The following is a 16,264-nucleotide window of genomic DNA, read 5'->3' on the forward strand; positions in this document are numbered from 1 at the left end:
TACATTAGAGGTGAATATAATGAAGAAAATATTATTAATTGAAGATGAAGAACATATAAGAAAGTTTGTAAAGATAAGCCTTAAGAGAGAAGGCTTCCAGGTAGTAGAAGCAGAAACTGGAGAACTTGGTATTGAAGAAGTTGCAATAGAGAGCCCTGATATTGTAATACTTGATATAATGCTTCCTGGAATTGATGGATATAAAGTTTGTGAAATTTTAAAGAAAAGTTATCCGCAGATGGGAATAATAATGCTTACTGCTAGGGCACAAGATGGGGATAAAATTATGGGATTAGAGTTTGGTGCAGATCACTATATTATAAAGCCTTTCAACCCATTAGAGCTTATAGCTATTATTAATTCTTTACTTAGAAGAATGGAACTAGGTAATGGTCTTAAGAGTAGAGAAATTATATCTGGAGCTTTTAAAATAGATTTGGATAGTAAGGTACTATACAAAAGTGGAGTAGAGATAGAATTAACCCCTAAAGAATATATGCTTATAAAAATGTTTATGGAAAATCCAAACAAGGCATTTAGCAGAGATGAACTTCTAGATATGGTGTGGGGCTATAATTACATAGGAGAAAATAAAATTATTGATGTAAATATAAGACGTATTAGAAGCAAGATAGAAGATAACTCATCTAAACCTAAATATATTGAAACTGTTTGGGGAACAGGATATAAGTGGAGGGAAGAGTAAGTGAAATCCTTAAAAACTAAGATTTCTAGCAGTAATATAATTGTAATAGCTATAACCATATTTATAGTTCAAATTATGGTTTACATAGCTATCAAAGGATATTACTATAGCAATCTAGAGGATACTATATATGGCCAAATTAAGATATCATCAGATTTTTATAATATATACTTGTCCTCCAATACTGTAAAAGAGAATATATTTAATGATAATGATACATTTTGGAGTAATACTGATTGTAGAGTTCAAATAATAGACTTAGAAGGTAATGTTATGATGGATTCTTCAGGTTATATTTCAAAGGACAGAATACTAACTAGAGAAGTTAAAGCAGCAGCTAATGGTAATACTGAAGGGGAAGCTAATATATATCAAAACGAAAATAGTAATGAAAAGATTATTTGTGTAGCATATCCACTTTCTTTTGATACACATGTAGATGGAATATTGAGATTTAGCGCCTCTACTAAAGATATAGATAAAAGCATAAGGGAGATATTGTTTATAATAATTTTATTAGGTATACTAGTAATTTCCATTTCTTCAACTATAAGTTTATTTATTTCTAATAGTATAATGAAGCCTTTAAAACTAGTTTCTGTGGGAGCAGAAAAGATGGCTAAGGGTAACTTTAAAGAGAGTATACCAAATTACTCTAAGGATGAGATAGGAAGTTTAGCTGATACTCTAAACTATATGTCTGAGGAGATACTAAAAAATGAAAGACTAAAGAATGAATTTATTTCATCTGTATCCCATGAACTTAGAACACCTCTAACTTCTATTAAGGGCTGGGCCATTGTGTTAGAGTCCTCAGATTTAGAAGATAAAGAAGAAGTAAGAGAAGGCCTTAAAATTATAGAGTCAGAGGTTGAAAGATTAACTTATCTAGTAGAAGAATTATTGGACTTTTCAAAGTTAATTTCAGGTAAAATCACTTTAAGAAAAGAAATGATAAGTATAGGTGAGTTTACTCAAGATATATTAAGACAATTAGAACCTAAACTACTGTCTCGAGGAATAGAGGTCATATTTGAAGAACTACAGGTTAAACCTATGGAAGTTGATAAAAATAGAATGAAACAGGTTTTAATAAATATTTTAGATAATGCTATAAAGTTTTCACCTAATGATTCTAAAATAATAGTTAAACTAGTAGAAGATGAAAAATATTTAACTATATCAATTAAAGATTATGGCTATGGAATTTCTAAAGATGAACTACCTCACGTTAAAGAAAAATTTTATAAGGGAAGAAATATAAATGCAAGCAATGGGATAGGGCTCTCTATATGTGAAGAAATTATAACTCAGCATGGCGGACTTTTAAAGATCGATAGTGAATTACAAAAGGGTACAGAGGTTATTATAATGTTACCTAGAGGAGATGTGAGATGAAAAGATTAATAAGAATACTGATAACTTTTATGTTAGCACTTATTCTTACTGGTTGTAATAAATTTAATATAGAAGTAAAGAAACCGAATAATGATTCTATTTTAAAGGGACAATGGCAAGTTAAAAATTATGTGGGAATTACAGAAGAGGAAGTATTTAATTGTAATTTGTTAGACAGCAAGGTGAGTTTTAGTAATGAAGAAGTATTTATGTTTGATAAGGTATACAAGAACATAACTTATAAAGCTAAATTAGTAAATGGTGAACAATACATTTATAATACTATAGGCTTTATACCTGATTATTTAAAAGATACTAAGGAAGTAGAAGTTGTAACCATATCATCTAAAAATACATATTTAAAGGAAGTTATTGTTATAGATAAAGGTGTATTAGTAATACAGGACGATGTTTTACTTTATCTTGAAAAAATAGATGATAACCCTATGGAGAATATCAATGAAAAAACTGGTGTAGATGAAACAGCAGACAATGAGAAAATTAGTAATGGAGTATTAGTAGGCATTAAAGATAAAACTGATGAAGGTTTTACATATAAAACTCTTTGGATAGCCTATGATGGTAAAAAAATATATAGTAAAGAGGTTCCATTCCTGCTTTTACCACGTAAAAATGGATTCTTTAAGGTTTCAATTCATAGAGAATATATTGAAAACAATTATAAGGATAATATAGAATTTGTATTTTTAAGTGGCAATCCATCTGAAAAGCAAGCTGATCTAAAGGTAAATAAAGAACCAAATATAAATGTATCTAAAGAGATAAATTTTATAGGAAATGATTATATAAGTATTAAAGTTCATGAAGAAGGAGAAGGTCATAGGGCTGAAAAATTAGGGACATATTTAATTGATACTATAAATATGGAAGGTAAAGGAGCAGTGTCCTTAGGAAATATTAGTGAACAGAAAAATATAACCAAGTTTAATAATGAAGCACAAGGACTTCATATAGAAGATATAAATAAATTTACTGATGTTTCTATAAAAAGAAATCAAGGAAGATGGCAGATTTATACTGTTCATAGTAAAAAGGATGATAGTATTGAAAATAATATAAATATTCCTTTAAAAGTATCTAAGAATGTGGCTATGTATGATAGGCTATTTACATCATGGCAAGGAATCAAAAATCAGGTTCCATCAGCGGAGGATGCATTATCATCCCCTAATAAAAATGTGACTATAATAAAGACAAAATCAAGTTTATATGGATATAAAATAGAAGATGGAAAAATCAGTGAATCACCAGAGTTAACTATTTCTTTAAATGGTGATGAGGAGATAGTTATGGCAGAATGGGCCATGGCAGAATTTGTAGGATATTGGACAGAACAAGTGAACTCATTACTTAAATCAAATAAATAGTGTAGTATATAAACCAAGTAAAAGCCAGGCAATAATTTGCCTGGCTTTTACTTATCAGGTATAGTTTTAGCTACATCCAGTGGTTGTTCCACAATCTTGGCAAACCTTACATGTACCATTTCTCACTAAGTTTGTGCTTGAACAGTTTGAACAAACCTCGGAGTAAATACGCTCACCTTTTATTTCTGATTTTCCATGTCCAATAGAAGTAGTAGATACTTCATTATGCTGAATTGTTGGTTTTACCATATCATAAGGGTTAGGTTTGATTTGGCAACGAGAATAGTCACCAAGTTCAATATCTATAACCTTACTGATTAAGTCAGAGATGGAGCTAACATGCTTAATGTAAGGATGTTTTTGTACAAAGCCATAAGGTTCATATTTTTGGCCTCTAAGCATTTTAGCAATATCTGCTGCAGGAACATGATATTGTAGCATTACAGAAATAGATTTAGAAAGAGAATTTAAGAGTCCAGTTATTATAGTTCCTTCTCTATCTGTAGTTATATAAATTTCAGAAATTTCCCCATTTGTTCTTCTATTAACTGTAGTGTATATTTTAACATCATCTATTTGAGCAGGATGAGTAGTTCCAAATCTAATACCAATTGGTTTTTCACGAGTGAATACAGTAGATGAAGTAGTCTGCTTTTGTAGTTCTTTAGCTTTAGATAAAAGCTCTTCATAAGTTAGCTTTTCTAAATCTGCATCATTTTCTTCTTCTAAAACTGTATTTAAAGGCTGACTAGCTTTGCATCCATCTCTATAAAGAGATATTCCTTTTACTCCAAGGTTCCAAGAATCAAGGACAACCTTTTTAAAGTCATCTACAGTAGCTGCTTTAGGTAGGTTTACTGTCTTAGAAACTGAACCAGATATAAGAGGGGTTATGGCAGCCATCATTAGAACGTGTCCCATAGGCTTAATATATCTCTCACCACTTCCGCATTTGTTTGCTGTATCAAAAATGTGAAGATGTTCTTCTTTAAGATGAGGAGCTCCTTCAATCTTACCATCTATAATTTTTTCATACTCATATCCATTTTCATTAACCATTTCTTTTCTAAGAATATAATCTACTATGTCTTTAATTTCATCTTGTGAATATCCAAGGTTATCAAGGGCATCTTCTATAATTGGATTTACTATAGTCATAAATCCACCACCGGATAATTTTTTATAAACAAAGTGGGAGAAGTATGGCTCAATAGAAGTAGCACCACAATCCATAGCAAATGAAATCGTTCCAGTTGGAGCTATTACAGATACTTGAGCATTTCTATATCCAAATTTTTCACCATACGCTACAGCTTCTTGCCAAAGAGTTTTTAAAAGTTTAGATAGTTCAGTATTGCCTTCTGCCTTAAGAATTTCATGATTAACTTCCACAGGGTTATAGTGAAGGTCTTCATATTCACTATCTAGCGCTCCTGCAACCCTTCCATGATTTCTTATTACTCTAAGCATTGCATCTTTGTTAATGTCATATTTTGCGAATGGTCCTACTTTTTCAGCCATAAGGGCAGAAGTAACATAAGAAGCTCCAGTAAGCACTCCAATTAGGGAAGCAGTTAATTGTCTAGCTTCTTCTGAATCGTAAGCATAACCCATTACCATAAGAAGAGAGGCTAGGTTTGCAATTCCAAGGCCTGTTGTTCTAAACATATATGTTTTTCTTGCAATATCTTCTGTTGGGAATTGACCCCAGTGAACAGAAGATTCAAGCATAAGTTGTAGTAAAGATATCATATGAACATATCCATCTAAATCAAATACTTTACTATCCTTGTTATAGAACTTATATATATTAATTGAAGCTAAGTTACAAGATGTATCATCTAAGAAAGCATATTCACCACATGGGTTAGTAGAATTTAATCTATTATGCTTTGCACCGAAGTCTCCATCTTCACCACCAGGACATGTATGCCAAGCGTTGAAGGTGTCATCAAATTGAGGTGCTGGGTCAGCACATTGCCATGAAGCTAAGTTGAATTCATCCCATAGCTCACTCACTTTAACATCCTTATTAATTTTTTCATCTATTCTTCCCTTTAAAGTTATTACTTCATCTGGGTTTTCAGATATATTCTCAACTTTTTTCATAAATTCATCGCTAAATCTTATAGAGTTATTACCGTTTTGACCAGATACAGTTTCATAAGCTTCACCTTCAAAGGAAGCGTCGTAGCCCATTTTACCTAAAGCACGAACTTTATCTTCTTCTCTAGCCTTCCAATTTATAAATTCTCTAATTTCTGGGTGGTCTATATCAAGACAAACCATTTTAGCTGCACGTCTTGTAGTACCACCAGATTTTATAGTTCCGGCGTTTCTATCAAAGCCCTTTAAAAAGCTCATAACACCTGAAGAAATTCCACCAGCAGAAAGCTTTTCGTCTTTAGCCCTTAGAGTTGAATAGTTAGTTCCGCATCCAGACCCCCCCTTAAATAGCTTAGTTTCTGTTACATATTGCTCAGAAATTGAGTGTGGTCCTAAAAGTTTATCTTGTATAGATAAAATAAAGCAAGCAGAAGCTTGAGTTCTAGTATAGTTATCTACGCTTTTAACAACTTTTTTTAAGTTCTCATCATAATAAAAATGACCTTGATGTTCACCAGCTATATCATAAGAAAGCTTTAATCCAGTATTAAACCATTGGGGTGAGTTTGGTGCATACATTTGATTTAAGAAGCAATAAACTAATTCATCATAAAGTATTGTAAACTCCCCATCATTAGTTATTAAACCTTCATCCTTTAGAGATTCACACCAAAAATTAACTAATCTATGTGCCACCATTTTAAGACTATTTTCATAACCTACTTCATTAGGTACTAAGGCTCTTTTAAAATATTTAGAAGCAATTATATCACAAGCATTTTGCGAATAGTGAATTGGAAATTCTAAGTCCTTCATATCTACGAGAACGGTACCTTTTTTATAGTCTTTTAAAATTACGTCAACTTTTTTCCACTGGAATAAATCGTATACTGTCAAATCTTTATTAGTCTCTAACTCTTTTGTGTAGTATCTTTTTATTATATTGTTAATACTCTTCATTATAAAAGCTAATCACACTGTTATGATTAGCAAGTCACCCCCTAAATATTTCATATACTATATATTGTGTCCGGAATGTGCTTTTGCACTATATGTTGTATTATATTATATAATTTTTTTTCATACAACTATTGAAATTTTCATTAAACTGTGCTTGTTCACACCTAAAAATAGCCTTAAATTAAGTAGATTTCAGTACCCTAACCACTTCAACTGATTAACTAATAAAATTTTATGACAAAGTTATAAAATTTATTACAATTTAATATAATTTCATAATACATATGGAAAAATAAATACATAATTCAGTAATTACGTGAAGAATAATAGGAAAAAATAAATTATTACACAATAGACTTTTAAATTATGGTATCATTACCTTATATAAAAAGATAATAATTATTGTTGTGTTCATATAGTTTTAGGAAATTAAAAAGATTGAATGAAAATTATGGAAATTTCAAGTATAAAGGATGGATGGAAAATGATAAAAGCGATTAAAGGGAATACACCAATTATAGATGATACATGTTTTATAGCAGAAAATGCAACGGTAATAGGGGATGTAACTATAGGAGAAAATACTAATGTATGGTATAGCGTGGTAATTAGAAGTGATATGGATACCACCATTATAGGAAAAAATACTAACATTCAAGAAAATTCTACAGTACATAATGATTTTGGAATATCAACTAAGATAGGAGATAATGTTACCATAGGTCATAACTGCATAATTCATGGGTGTAATGTAGGAAATAATGTGTTAGTAGGAATGGGATCAATAATACTAAATGGTGCTGAAATTGGAGATAATACAATTATAGGAGCAGGAAGCCTTGTAACTCAAAATAAAATAATCCCAAGTGGAGTATTATGTATAGGAAGCCCAGCTAAGGTGGTAAGGGAGTTAACAGAAGAAGAAATTAAGTCTATAAAGTCTTCAGCTGAGCATTATGTTAATATGGGAAGAGAGCATAAAGAAATTCAAGAGTAAAATAATGCTATTGAAACAATATAAGTAGCCTTATAATAAGCAATTTGAATTTTATGTAGTTTTAGATAATAAAATTATGCTAGGAGAGATAATTTTGATAAAATTAGATGTAATAAAAAAAATGACTACAGAAGAAAAATATAAATACATGTTAATCCTCTTAGAAGGCCAGTTAAGTTCGGAAAAAGACATATATGCAAATATTTCCAATGCATCTGCCATTATATATGCTATTTTTGATAAATTAAATTGGAGTGGATTTTACTTTGTAAAAAATGAAGAGCTAGTTTTAGGACCATTTCAAGGTTTACCAGCTTGTAATAGAATAGCTATAGGAAAAGGAGTATGTGGAACAACAGTAGCAACTAAGAAAATTCAAAGAATAGATAATGTTCATGATTTTCCAGGACACATTGCCTGTGATTCGGCATCAAATTCTGAAATAGTAATTCCAATAATAAAAGATAATGTGGTTTATGGAGTACTAGATATAGATAGTTATGAATTTAACACATTTACAGAATTAGAAGAGAAATATTTAATAAAATTTGTAAATAAGCTTAATAAATATATTGATTGGAGTCAATTATAAATATAAGCAAAGTTTTTAAAGTGGATAGGAGAAAATAAATGATAGAATTAGGAAAAATTAATACTCTTAAAGTGTCAAGAAGTTGTGAATTTGGATATTATTTAGACGCAGAGGGAAAGACAACTTCTGAAGACATACTAATACCAAAGGGAAATATAGTAGGTGAAATAGACGTAGAGGATGAAGTCGATGTATTTGTATACCGAGACTCTAAGGACAGACCCATAGCGACTATGAAGCCAGTAGAAGCACAAGTAGGAGAGCTAGGTTACTTAAAAGTAGTAGATAAAACTGGAATAGGATACTTTATTAGCATAGGGATAGAAAGGGATGTATTAGTTCCATTTAGAGAAGCACCCTTTGAATTAGAAGTAGACAAAAAATATTTATTTTATCTATATGTAGATAAAACCAACAGAATAGCTGCAACAACTAGAGTAGATAGGTACTTACATGATACTACTCATTATAATGTTGGAGAAGAGGTAGAAGGCGTAGTCTATGGAAAACATTCTAATGGAAATTTAGTTGTAGCTATAGACAATACATTCAGAGGGATTGTATTAAAAAGTGAATGTTATGACGACATTTCCATTGGTGATAAAATAAAGGCTAGAGTAAAGAAATACTTTGATGATGGTAAAATACAAATTACCACAAGAAAACCTCGTCTTGAGGAAATGGGAGACTTAGAGGAGGTTATTCTTAGCTACTTAAAGAAGAACCAAGGTTCAATGAGATTTAATGATAAGTCTAGTCCAGATGATATAAAAAAATATTTTAAGGCTAGCAAGAATGCCTTTAAGAGATCTTTAGGGGCACTGATGAAAAAAGGACTTATAGAGCAGGATGAAAATGGTACTAGGTTAAAATAAAAAATATAATTAAAGTTAAAAGCTATCTCAGAATTATTTTGAGGTAGCTTTTTAATTAATATAAATATTTATTGAATAACAATAAATATTTATTGACGTAAAAAGAATCTTATGATAAGCTTTGGTTAGAGGTGATAAATTTGAAAAATATGTTATTTAGAAAGATACTATATATTGTATCAGTTTTATCTGTAGTTATAACTATAATAGCTGGAGCAACATTACCTAATATAGTAAATTGGTATCTCAGTAATATATCTACTGCTGGGTTAGATATAGCAGGAGGAATAAAAATATTCTTATATATAACTTATATACCATTTTTATTAATACTTATTTCAGTAATGAAATTAAGTGGAAAGCTATTAAAAGGAAGTCCTTTTTGTAAAGAGAGTATAAAGTCCCTAAAGGTGATAAGTATATGCTCATTCATAGCTTTTGTTACTTATTTAGCAGGAACAATATTCATATATAAGAATTTAATTTGTATGGTTATAACTTTTGCTACCATGATGGTATTTATCATTTCTTCAGTAGTAAGAGAGCTTATAAATAATGGAATTGAACTACAAGAAGAAAATGAGCTTACTATATAAGGAAGGTGGATTAATTGATAATTGTTAACGTAGATGTAATGATGGCTAAGAGAAAGATGAGTGCTACTGAACTTTCAGAAAAAGTTGGCATAACCATGGCTAACTTATCTATTTTAAAAAATAATAAGGCAAAGGCAATAAGATTTACTACATTAGAAGCTATATGTAAGGCCTTGGATTGTCAACCTGGTGATATATTGGAATATAAGGAGGAGTAATGAAGAAGAAAGTTTTAACTACAATATTAGGGATTGTAGTTATGATAATCTTACTATTAACTTATATTAAAGTAAGACCTATAATATTTGCAACCTATACAGAATGCCTAGAAGCCAATTGGAACATAAAATTACCTAAGCCAGATAAAGTAACTCTCATAGGAAGTACTAGAGGGGTTTTTGACGGTGTTGGAGATGAAAGTAATGAAGTTATTTATCATGATGAAGAAGACTTAGAGAACTTAAATAATTCTTTTCAGTGGTTTAACTATGATGAGATACTTTTAAAAATATCCTATGATGGTGTTATGCTATTAGAAGATAGAGATAAAATAAATCGTAGGGAAATTAGTATATCTGACGATAATCATGAAAAAGTAATAGAAAAACTAAGTAAAGAAGCTAAATATTTTTATATGGATAAAAATAATAAAGATGATTTTATTGTATTTATTTTAGAAGGCAACACTTTAGAAATATATGAATCCTATAGATGAATTAAGACGGAGAGTGTGAAATTATTTCTGTAAATAGCTTTCTATGATAATTATTTTAAAGGCATGGAGGTCATGATGTAGCTACCATGCCTTAATTTTAATATAATAGTAAATAAATTACATGTCAAGAACACCCTTAAACCGGGTGTATTTTTTTATATCTTAGCCGAAGGCTTTAAGGAAGTCTTCCTTCATACATTATGGACAGTTCTCCATAAACTTTACCCCAGTTTCTAAGTGGTAAACTCCATTTTTGTGGCTTCAAAAGTTGCTAAGTACAATGCTTTCAGCAACGAGATATCACTTGGAAATACACTTCTCTGACGATTCAGTCTACGATAAGTACTGTTAAGACTTTCAATAGCATTGGTTGTGTAGATAACCTTACGTACATCAGCAGAAAACTTAAATATAGGACTTATAACATCCCAATTAGCAGACCAGCTTTTCATTGCATTAGGATAGTGTTCGTGCCATTTTTCAGTAACTTCAAGCATACGAGCATGTCCTTGCTCTTCAGCTAGTGCATGGTATATAGTTTTTAGATCTGCAGCAAATTCCTTTTATCTTTATCTGCAACATACTTCAAAGTGTTACGGACCTGATGCACTATACATCGTTGGTATTCGGTGTTAGGAAAAGCTACATTGATAGACTCTTTAATTCCAGAAAGCCCATCAGCACAAAGAATGAGGATATCTCGTACCCCTCTATTTTTCAACTCATTTAGTACACTAAGCCAATACTTGCTACTTTCATTTTGACCTATTTGGATACTAATAACTTCTTTTTTTCCCTCTTCATTTATCCCAAGAATAACATAAGCAGCCAACTTTTTGATAACATGATTATCCCTTACAGAGAAGTGTACAGAATCAATATAAACTATTGGATAAACTTGTGAAAGTAGGCGTTGTTGCCAATCTTCAATCTCCGGTAGCAACCTATCGGTAATATCAGAAACCATTCCTTCACTAACTTCAAAACCATATATATCTTCAACTTGATCTGAAATTTGACGGGTCGTAAGACCTTTGGCATACATTGAAATTATTTTATTTTCAATGTTGGAAATATCCTTTTGTCTCTTCTTAACAACCTTCGGTTCAAAAGAGCTGTTGCGGTCCTGTGAAACATCAATTGTCATTTCACCATACTTACTGCGTATTTGTTTTTGTTTCTTACGGTTCTCCAACTCAGCTGCTAACATACTTTCAATTGTGCCTCCGAGTAAGTCTTTTAATGCATCTTGAATATCTTTTGCAGATTGAATGTCATATTCTCTAATTAAATCTGCTATGATATTCTTTTTTCCTTCGCTTAATCTTTCTTTTCTTTTCACCATAAAAACAGCTTCCCATGATATATTTATTTTATCATAGAAAGCTGCTATTATTTGTAATTTACAGACTTTTTTTCACAGGCTCAGGGGCGTTGAAATATTATTAAACATAATTTAATCTCAACAATAAGCATAATAATAAATAAGCCAATGACAGTATTAATGTCATTGGCTTACATTTTATTTATTACTTATTATTGGTTATAATATATTTTTTTATATCTTCAACATCTTTTTTAACTTCTTCTATTATCATTAATTTATCTGTTATTTTTGATATTATCTCTTGGTAGTTCTTTTCTCTTTCTTCTTGCTTTTCGTCTCTTTTTTCTTGAGCTTTTAATATATAAAACAATAGAAATATGCTGAGAACTGCCCATATACCTTGAGATAAAGCTATTTTTAATATTTCAGCTTCCATTTGCTTTAGTATCCCCCCTTAACTTTAATCAAGATATTATTAAACTTTTATTGATGTTCAAAAATATCCCTTAATACTATATATGCAGTTATCTTTATTAGGGTAATTTTTATGGGTTATATTTATATATATACTAGGTTCATGAACTAATTACATATATATTAAATTTATGATAAAATTATATAGACATGAAAGGAGAGGCTTATGAAAAAATTATTAATTCCAGTAGATTTGATTGCAGTTATACTATTTAGTTTTTTTAGTTTTTACCAAGTAAGAGTAGAAAAAGATTATGCTCAGGGGTTCTCCAATAATTTAGGCGAACTTTCTAATTATATAAATCCTGTAGAAAAAAGTAGATTATATGATGTGTATAAAGAGATATCTATTATTGAAGAACAAAAGTTAGCAGATGGAATAGGTGACAGGAGTGAAAGAGAAGAAAGTTTAAAGTTACAGTTTAATAAAAGGTTAAATAAATTAACTAAAAAGTATAGTCGAAGACTTTTAAAGGAAAATCAGGTAGATTTAATCGATGACATTAATGAAATTGAAGAACTTGAAAATGCTAAAGAAGAAAAAGAAGAACTAAGGAATCAGCATAGAGAAAAGATTATAAATGATTTAAAAGGTTATATAAGTGAAGATGATTATGAAAGTGTAATAGCTTTAGAAGAAAGATTTAAAGCAGGTGAGGATTTTGATTTTGAATGTGATATGGACAATATTCTTAAGAAATACTCTGATTTAGACTCATCAATGATTATATATCAAATTGTAGAGCCATCAGAGATAAAGGGTGTATTTAAAATTAATGAAGACCTTTCTATAAGCTATAAACCAGTTAAAGTGTTAACTCCAGATAAGCCATCGGAAGAAGTTGTAAAAGAAGCTAATGAGATATGGAATGAGGTTAATAAAGTATTACCTAAAAACGAAATGAAGTATTTTAAAAATTTCACTATCTTCTCGGATGGAGAGTATGATACATTAGCTTATGTAAGGATAATGGAGAATGATTTATTTAAATATGATTTAAGCATAGATTATGAAGATGCTAGAAGTGAGGATAACGAACTTACTGCAACGGTAATACATGAATTTGCCCATGCTCTTACTACCAATGGAGAAGAATTAGAATATACGGAGAAAGTGGATCCGAATTATTATTATGAAGAAGGATATTTTTTAGCTAAAGAAAATTCCTATTTAAATGAATTTTATAAGAGGTATTGGGCTGATATTTATGAAGATTCACTTATAGCTGAAAGAGTGGAAGATCCAGATGAAGCTAGGGGTTATTTTTATATTAGACATATAAATGATTTTGCAAATGAGTATGCTTCTACATCTCCAGCAGAAGATATTGCAGAATCCTTTGCTTTATTTGTATTAGAAGACAAGCCTTGGGGTAATGCTGTTCCAGAGCAGAAAATAAGATTTTTTTATGAGTTTGATGAATTTATAAAAATTAGGAAAGAGATAAGAGAAAAGCTAAAACTTTAAAATATTTAATGGGAAAATTTTAAAGTTTTGGAATGAAACTAGATTCATGCTGTTAATAGAATATAGCAAAGGCTCACCATAATTTCTTATGGTGAGTCTTAAATATTATATTAAACTTCTACGTTGAATATCCATCCTTCTGGTGCTTCTATATCTCCAGCTTGAATTCCTAGTAAAGTTTCATAAAGTTTTCTAGTTACTGGGCCAACTTCTGTTTCACTGTGGAAAATGTGCTTGTTTTCTTTATGTTGGATTGCTCCGATTGGAGTGATTACAGCTGCAGTACCGCAAGCTCCAGCTTCTGCAAATTCATCTAAGTTATCTATTAATACGTCTCTTTCTTCTACCTTCATACCTAAGTTATGCTCAGCTAAATATAATAGAGATCTCTTAGTTATACTTGGTAATATAGATGGAGATTTAGGTGTAATAAAGGTACCATCTTTAGTTATTCCAAAGAAGTTTGCAGCACCTACTTCTTCTATTTTTGTATGAGTTGCTGGATCTAAGTAGATACAATCAGCAAAGCCTGCTTTAACAGCTTCTGCATGAGGTAATAAGCTTCCAGCATAGTTACCACCAACTTTAGCAGCACCAGTTCCCATAGGAGCAGCTCTATCGTAGTCAGAAGTTATGAAGTTAACTGGAGCCATTCCACCTTTGAAGTATGGTCCAACTGGTGTAACAAAGATTCCAAATATATATTCCCTAGCAGGACGAACACCTACATTGTCACCTACGCCTATTACGTAAGGTCTAAGATATAGTGTTGCTCCACTTCCATATGGTGGGATAAGTCTTTTGTTTGCTTTAACAATTCTTCTGCAAGCATCTAAGAAAAATTCTACTGGTACTTCTGGCATTAAAACTCTTCTACAGCTTTCATTTAATCTTTTAGCATTTTGATCAGGTCTGAATAAGCATACTTTTCCATCTTTATGAGTATATGCTTTTAAACCTTCAAAACATTGTTGTCCATAATGCAAGCATGTTGAACCTTGGCTAATTGTTATTTTATCATCTTCAACTAAGTTTCCTTCATCCCATTGTCCATCTTTATAATGAGAAATAAAATTAAAATCTGCCTTTAGGTAATCAAACCCTAATTCTTTCCAATTGAATTCTTTTTCCATTGCCAAATCTCCCCCTAATAAAATTAACTTTTTTATTTGATTTTTTAATGTGTAGTTAACATAATCCTTAATTTTAATGAAACCGTATACTTGCAAATGGAACTATGTAAATGAAATCGTATACTTTTTTATGTTTAAAAAATTTAGAATTATGTGTCTATAATACTATACTAACACTTTTAAATATTTTATCAATAATTTTTAATAATTATATTAATACTATATGTATATTAATGAAAGGAGAAATTAGAAATGAAAAAAAGATTAACTGTTGAAGGTATGACTTGTGGAAAATGTGTTACCAATGTTAAGACAGCCTTGCAAGGAGTTCATGGGATTGATAATGTGGATGTACACTTAAAATCTCAAATAGTAGTGGTTGATGGAACAGATTCTGTTAATGATAGAGAAATGAAGTGTGCCATTGAAGATGCAGGTTACATAGTAGAAAAAATAGAGCAGGCTTAGTTCGAAATGGAATAGAATATTATAAGAGGTTGAGTTTTCACTCAACCTCTTATTTGTTATATAATTTCAAGTAGAAAAAATTAATTAAATTTATATTAAATTGCTTATTGACTTTAATATTATTTAGGGTATAATTAATATTATTAAATATAATATGAAAGGAAGGTTGAAATGGACATTGATAAAATACCACAATGGATACTTGCTTTAGAGCAAGAAGATGCAGGTTTCTTGAAAAACTTTGTGCTGAGATCTGGATCTTTAAAAGATATTGCAAAAATGTATGAAGTATCTTATCCTACTGTGAGATTGAGATTGGATAAACTGATTCAAAAAATTGAACTAAATGATAAGAAAGAAGAAGAGCCATTCCAAATATTTATTAAAGGATTGGCAGTGGATTCTAAGCTTGATTTGGAAACTGCAAAGTTGATTATTGACAAGTATAAAAAATGTTCGAAAGGAGAATAACCATGTCAGATATAAGTACTATTATTATTGCATTTGTAGTTGCAGGTGCACTCTTAGGAGTTGAATATTTTCTTGGTAAACAAAAGAACTGTTTATTAGGAGGGATTATACCTTTAATATCAGTGATTTTTGCAATATGTGTGTTTAGATTTACAAAACTAACACTTAGCTTTAGAAATTTATTTCCATTTCTCATATTAACTAATATGTTTTTGGCAGAATGGGAATATGGGCGTAAGAGATACAAAAAAGAGAAAGAAGCTGAACTGGATAAAATGAAAGCTCAAGATATAAATTAATTATATTAAACCATGGGGTATAACTCCATGGTTATTTACATATTCTTTTTTCTTCACTTATAATAAAGAAGTCATACTTTATTATTGCCGCTTTTATAATGTTAGGAATTTATGTGAACCTAATATTTATTACAGAGAAAATTATACTGTTAGGGTTGAATGACCATTAAATGAAGTGGCGAGCAGCAGTAAACGGTACGGATTACCCTGTGGAAGGTAGTAGTATATTTTGGGATTGTATATATCTTTAATAGGTATATGCACTGGGGTGAAAGATTCACAGGAAACCAG

The 16,264-nt window shown here is 30.4% G+C and carries 16 protein-coding genes and 1 pseudogene; 13 read left to right on the plus strand and 4 right to left on the minus strand.

Features of this window, described 5'->3' with window-relative positions; all coding sequences use genetic code 11:
* Nucleotides 1–19: 19 nt before the first annotated feature.
* Genes B2671_RS12780 through B2671_RS12790 form a run of 3 tightly spaced genes read left to right on the plus strand, consistent with a single transcriptional unit; the run spans nucleotide 20 to nucleotide 3,492 of the window.
* Nucleotides 20–706: a response regulator transcription factor gene (locus B2671_RS12780; protein ID WP_346870746.1), complete on the plus strand. Its 687-nt coding sequence runs from the start codon at nucleotides 20–22 to the stop codon at nucleotides 704–706.
* Nucleotides 707–2,104, plus strand: coding sequence for a HAMP domain-containing sensor histidine kinase (locus B2671_RS12785; RefSeq protein ID WP_346870747.1), 1,398 nt, complete (start codon nucleotides 707–709; stop codon nucleotides 2,102–2,104).
* The gene (locus B2671_RS12790; protein WP_346870748.1) at nucleotides 2,101–3,492 is read left to right on the plus strand and encodes a hypothetical protein; all 1,392 of its coding nucleotides are present in this window, start codon (nucleotides 2,101–2,103) and stop codon (nucleotides 3,490–3,492) included. Before B2671_RS12785 ends, B2671_RS12790 begins: the two co-directional genes overlap by 4 nt.
* A gap of 66 nt (nucleotides 3,493–3,558) precedes the next feature.
* On the opposite strand, the gene B2671_RS12795 is transcribed toward B2671_RS12790, so the two are convergent.
* A complete protein-coding gene (locus tag B2671_RS12795) occupies nucleotides 3,559–6,558 on the minus strand; it encodes a vitamin B12-dependent ribonucleotide reductase (RefSeq protein WP_346870749.1) in 3,000 nt (999 codons plus the stop codon).
* Nucleotides 6,559–7,042: 484 nt separating this feature from the next.
* On the opposite strand from B2671_RS12795, the gene B2671_RS12800 reads away from it, so the two are divergent.
* The 6 genes from B2671_RS12800 to B2671_RS12825 all read left to right on the plus strand — a co-directional run bounded on the left by B2671_RS12800 (nucleotide 7,043) and on the right by B2671_RS12825 (nucleotide 10,333).
* Nucleotides 7,043–7,555, plus strand: coding sequence for a gamma carbonic anhydrase family protein (locus B2671_RS12800; protein WP_346870750.1), 513 nt, complete (start codon nucleotides 7,043–7,045; stop codon nucleotides 7,553–7,555).
* Between the two features lie 94 nt (nucleotides 7,556–7,649).
* Nucleotides 7,650–8,147 carry a GAF domain-containing protein gene (locus tag B2671_RS12805; RefSeq protein WP_346870751.1) on the plus strand — a complete coding sequence of 166 codons (498 nt, stop codon included), beginning with the start codon at nucleotides 7,650–7,652 and terminating at the stop codon, nucleotides 8,145–8,147.
* Between the two features lie 38 nt (nucleotides 8,148–8,185).
* Nucleotides 8,186–9,022, plus strand: a complete 837-nt coding sequence (locus tag B2671_RS12810; protein ID WP_346870752.1) for a CvfB family protein — start codon at nucleotides 8,186–8,188, stop codon at nucleotides 9,020–9,022.
* 149 nt (nucleotides 9,023–9,171) lie between these two features.
* Complete coding sequence (locus tag B2671_RS12815; RefSeq protein ID WP_346870764.1) at nucleotides 9,172–9,618, plus strand: DUF2975 domain-containing protein; 447 nt, start codon at nucleotides 9,172–9,174, stop codon at nucleotides 9,616–9,618.
* A 38-nt stretch (nucleotides 9,619–9,656) separates the two neighbouring features.
* Nucleotides 9,657–9,836, plus strand: coding sequence for a helix-turn-helix domain-containing protein (locus tag B2671_RS12820; protein WP_035133168.1), 180 nt, complete (start codon nucleotides 9,657–9,659; stop codon nucleotides 9,834–9,836).
* Nucleotides 9,836–10,333: a hypothetical protein gene (locus tag B2671_RS12825; protein WP_346870753.1), complete on the plus strand. Its 498-nt coding sequence runs from the start codon at nucleotides 9,836–9,838 to the stop codon at nucleotides 10,331–10,333. Before B2671_RS12820 ends, B2671_RS12825 begins: the two co-directional genes overlap by 1 nt.
* A 175-nt stretch (nucleotides 10,334–10,508) precedes the next feature.
* Here the strand turns inward: B2671_RS12825 and B2671_RS12830 are convergent.
* Both B2671_RS12830 and B2671_RS12835 read right to left on the minus strand, forming a co-directional pair.
* Nucleotides 10,509–11,675: pseudogene (locus B2671_RS12830) on the minus strand (IS256 family transposase).
* Nucleotides 11,676–11,862: 187 nt separating this feature from the next.
* Nucleotides 11,863–12,096 carry a BhlA/UviB family holin-like peptide gene (locus tag B2671_RS12835; protein ID WP_346870754.1) on the minus strand — a complete coding sequence of 78 codons (234 nt, stop codon included), beginning with the start codon at nucleotides 12,094–12,096 and terminating at the stop codon, nucleotides 11,863–11,865.
* A gap of 204 nt (nucleotides 12,097–12,300) precedes the next feature.
* Between B2671_RS12835 and B2671_RS12840 the strand changes: the two genes are divergently transcribed.
* On the plus strand, nucleotides 12,301–13,602 hold the full coding sequence (locus tag B2671_RS12840) for a hypothetical protein (RefSeq protein ID WP_346870755.1): 1,302 nt from the start codon (nucleotides 12,301–12,303) through the stop codon (nucleotides 13,600–13,602).
* A gap of 110 nt (nucleotides 13,603–13,712) precedes the next feature.
* Here B2671_RS12840 and B2671_RS12845 read toward each other — a convergent pair whose 3' ends face one another.
* Nucleotides 13,713–14,735 carry a branched-chain amino acid aminotransferase gene (locus B2671_RS12845; protein WP_346870756.1) on the minus strand — a complete coding sequence of 341 codons (1,023 nt, stop codon included), beginning with the start codon at nucleotides 14,733–14,735 and terminating at the stop codon, nucleotides 13,713–13,715.
* A 252-nt stretch (nucleotides 14,736–14,987) separates the two neighbouring features.
* Here B2671_RS12845 and B2671_RS12850 point away from each other — a divergent pair, with 252 nt between their 5' ends.
* The 3 genes from B2671_RS12850 (at nucleotide 14,988) to B2671_RS12860 (ending at nucleotide 15,973) form a co-directional block, all read left to right on the plus strand.
* Nucleotides 14,988–15,203: a heavy-metal-associated domain-containing protein gene (locus B2671_RS12850; protein WP_346870757.1), complete on the plus strand. Its 216-nt coding sequence runs from the start codon at nucleotides 14,988–14,990 to the stop codon at nucleotides 15,201–15,203.
* A 171-nt stretch (nucleotides 15,204–15,374) separates the two neighbouring features.
* Complete coding sequence (locus B2671_RS12855) at nucleotides 15,375–15,674, plus strand: DUF2089 family protein (RefSeq protein ID WP_346870758.1); 300 nt, start codon at nucleotides 15,375–15,377, stop codon at nucleotides 15,672–15,674.
* A gap of 2 nt (nucleotides 15,675–15,676) precedes the next feature.
* The gene (locus B2671_RS12860) at nucleotides 15,677–15,973 is read left to right on the plus strand and encodes a hypothetical protein (protein WP_346847138.1); all 297 of its coding nucleotides are present in this window, start codon (nucleotides 15,677–15,679) and stop codon (nucleotides 15,971–15,973) included.
* The last annotated feature ends 291 nt before the right edge of the window (nucleotides 15,974–16,264 follow it).

The sequence above is a fragment of the Clostridium sp. UBA5119 genome (assembly GCF_002414285.1).
Lineage (GTDB): Bacteria > Bacillota > Clostridia > Clostridiales > Clostridiaceae > Clostridium_J > Clostridium_J sulfidigenes.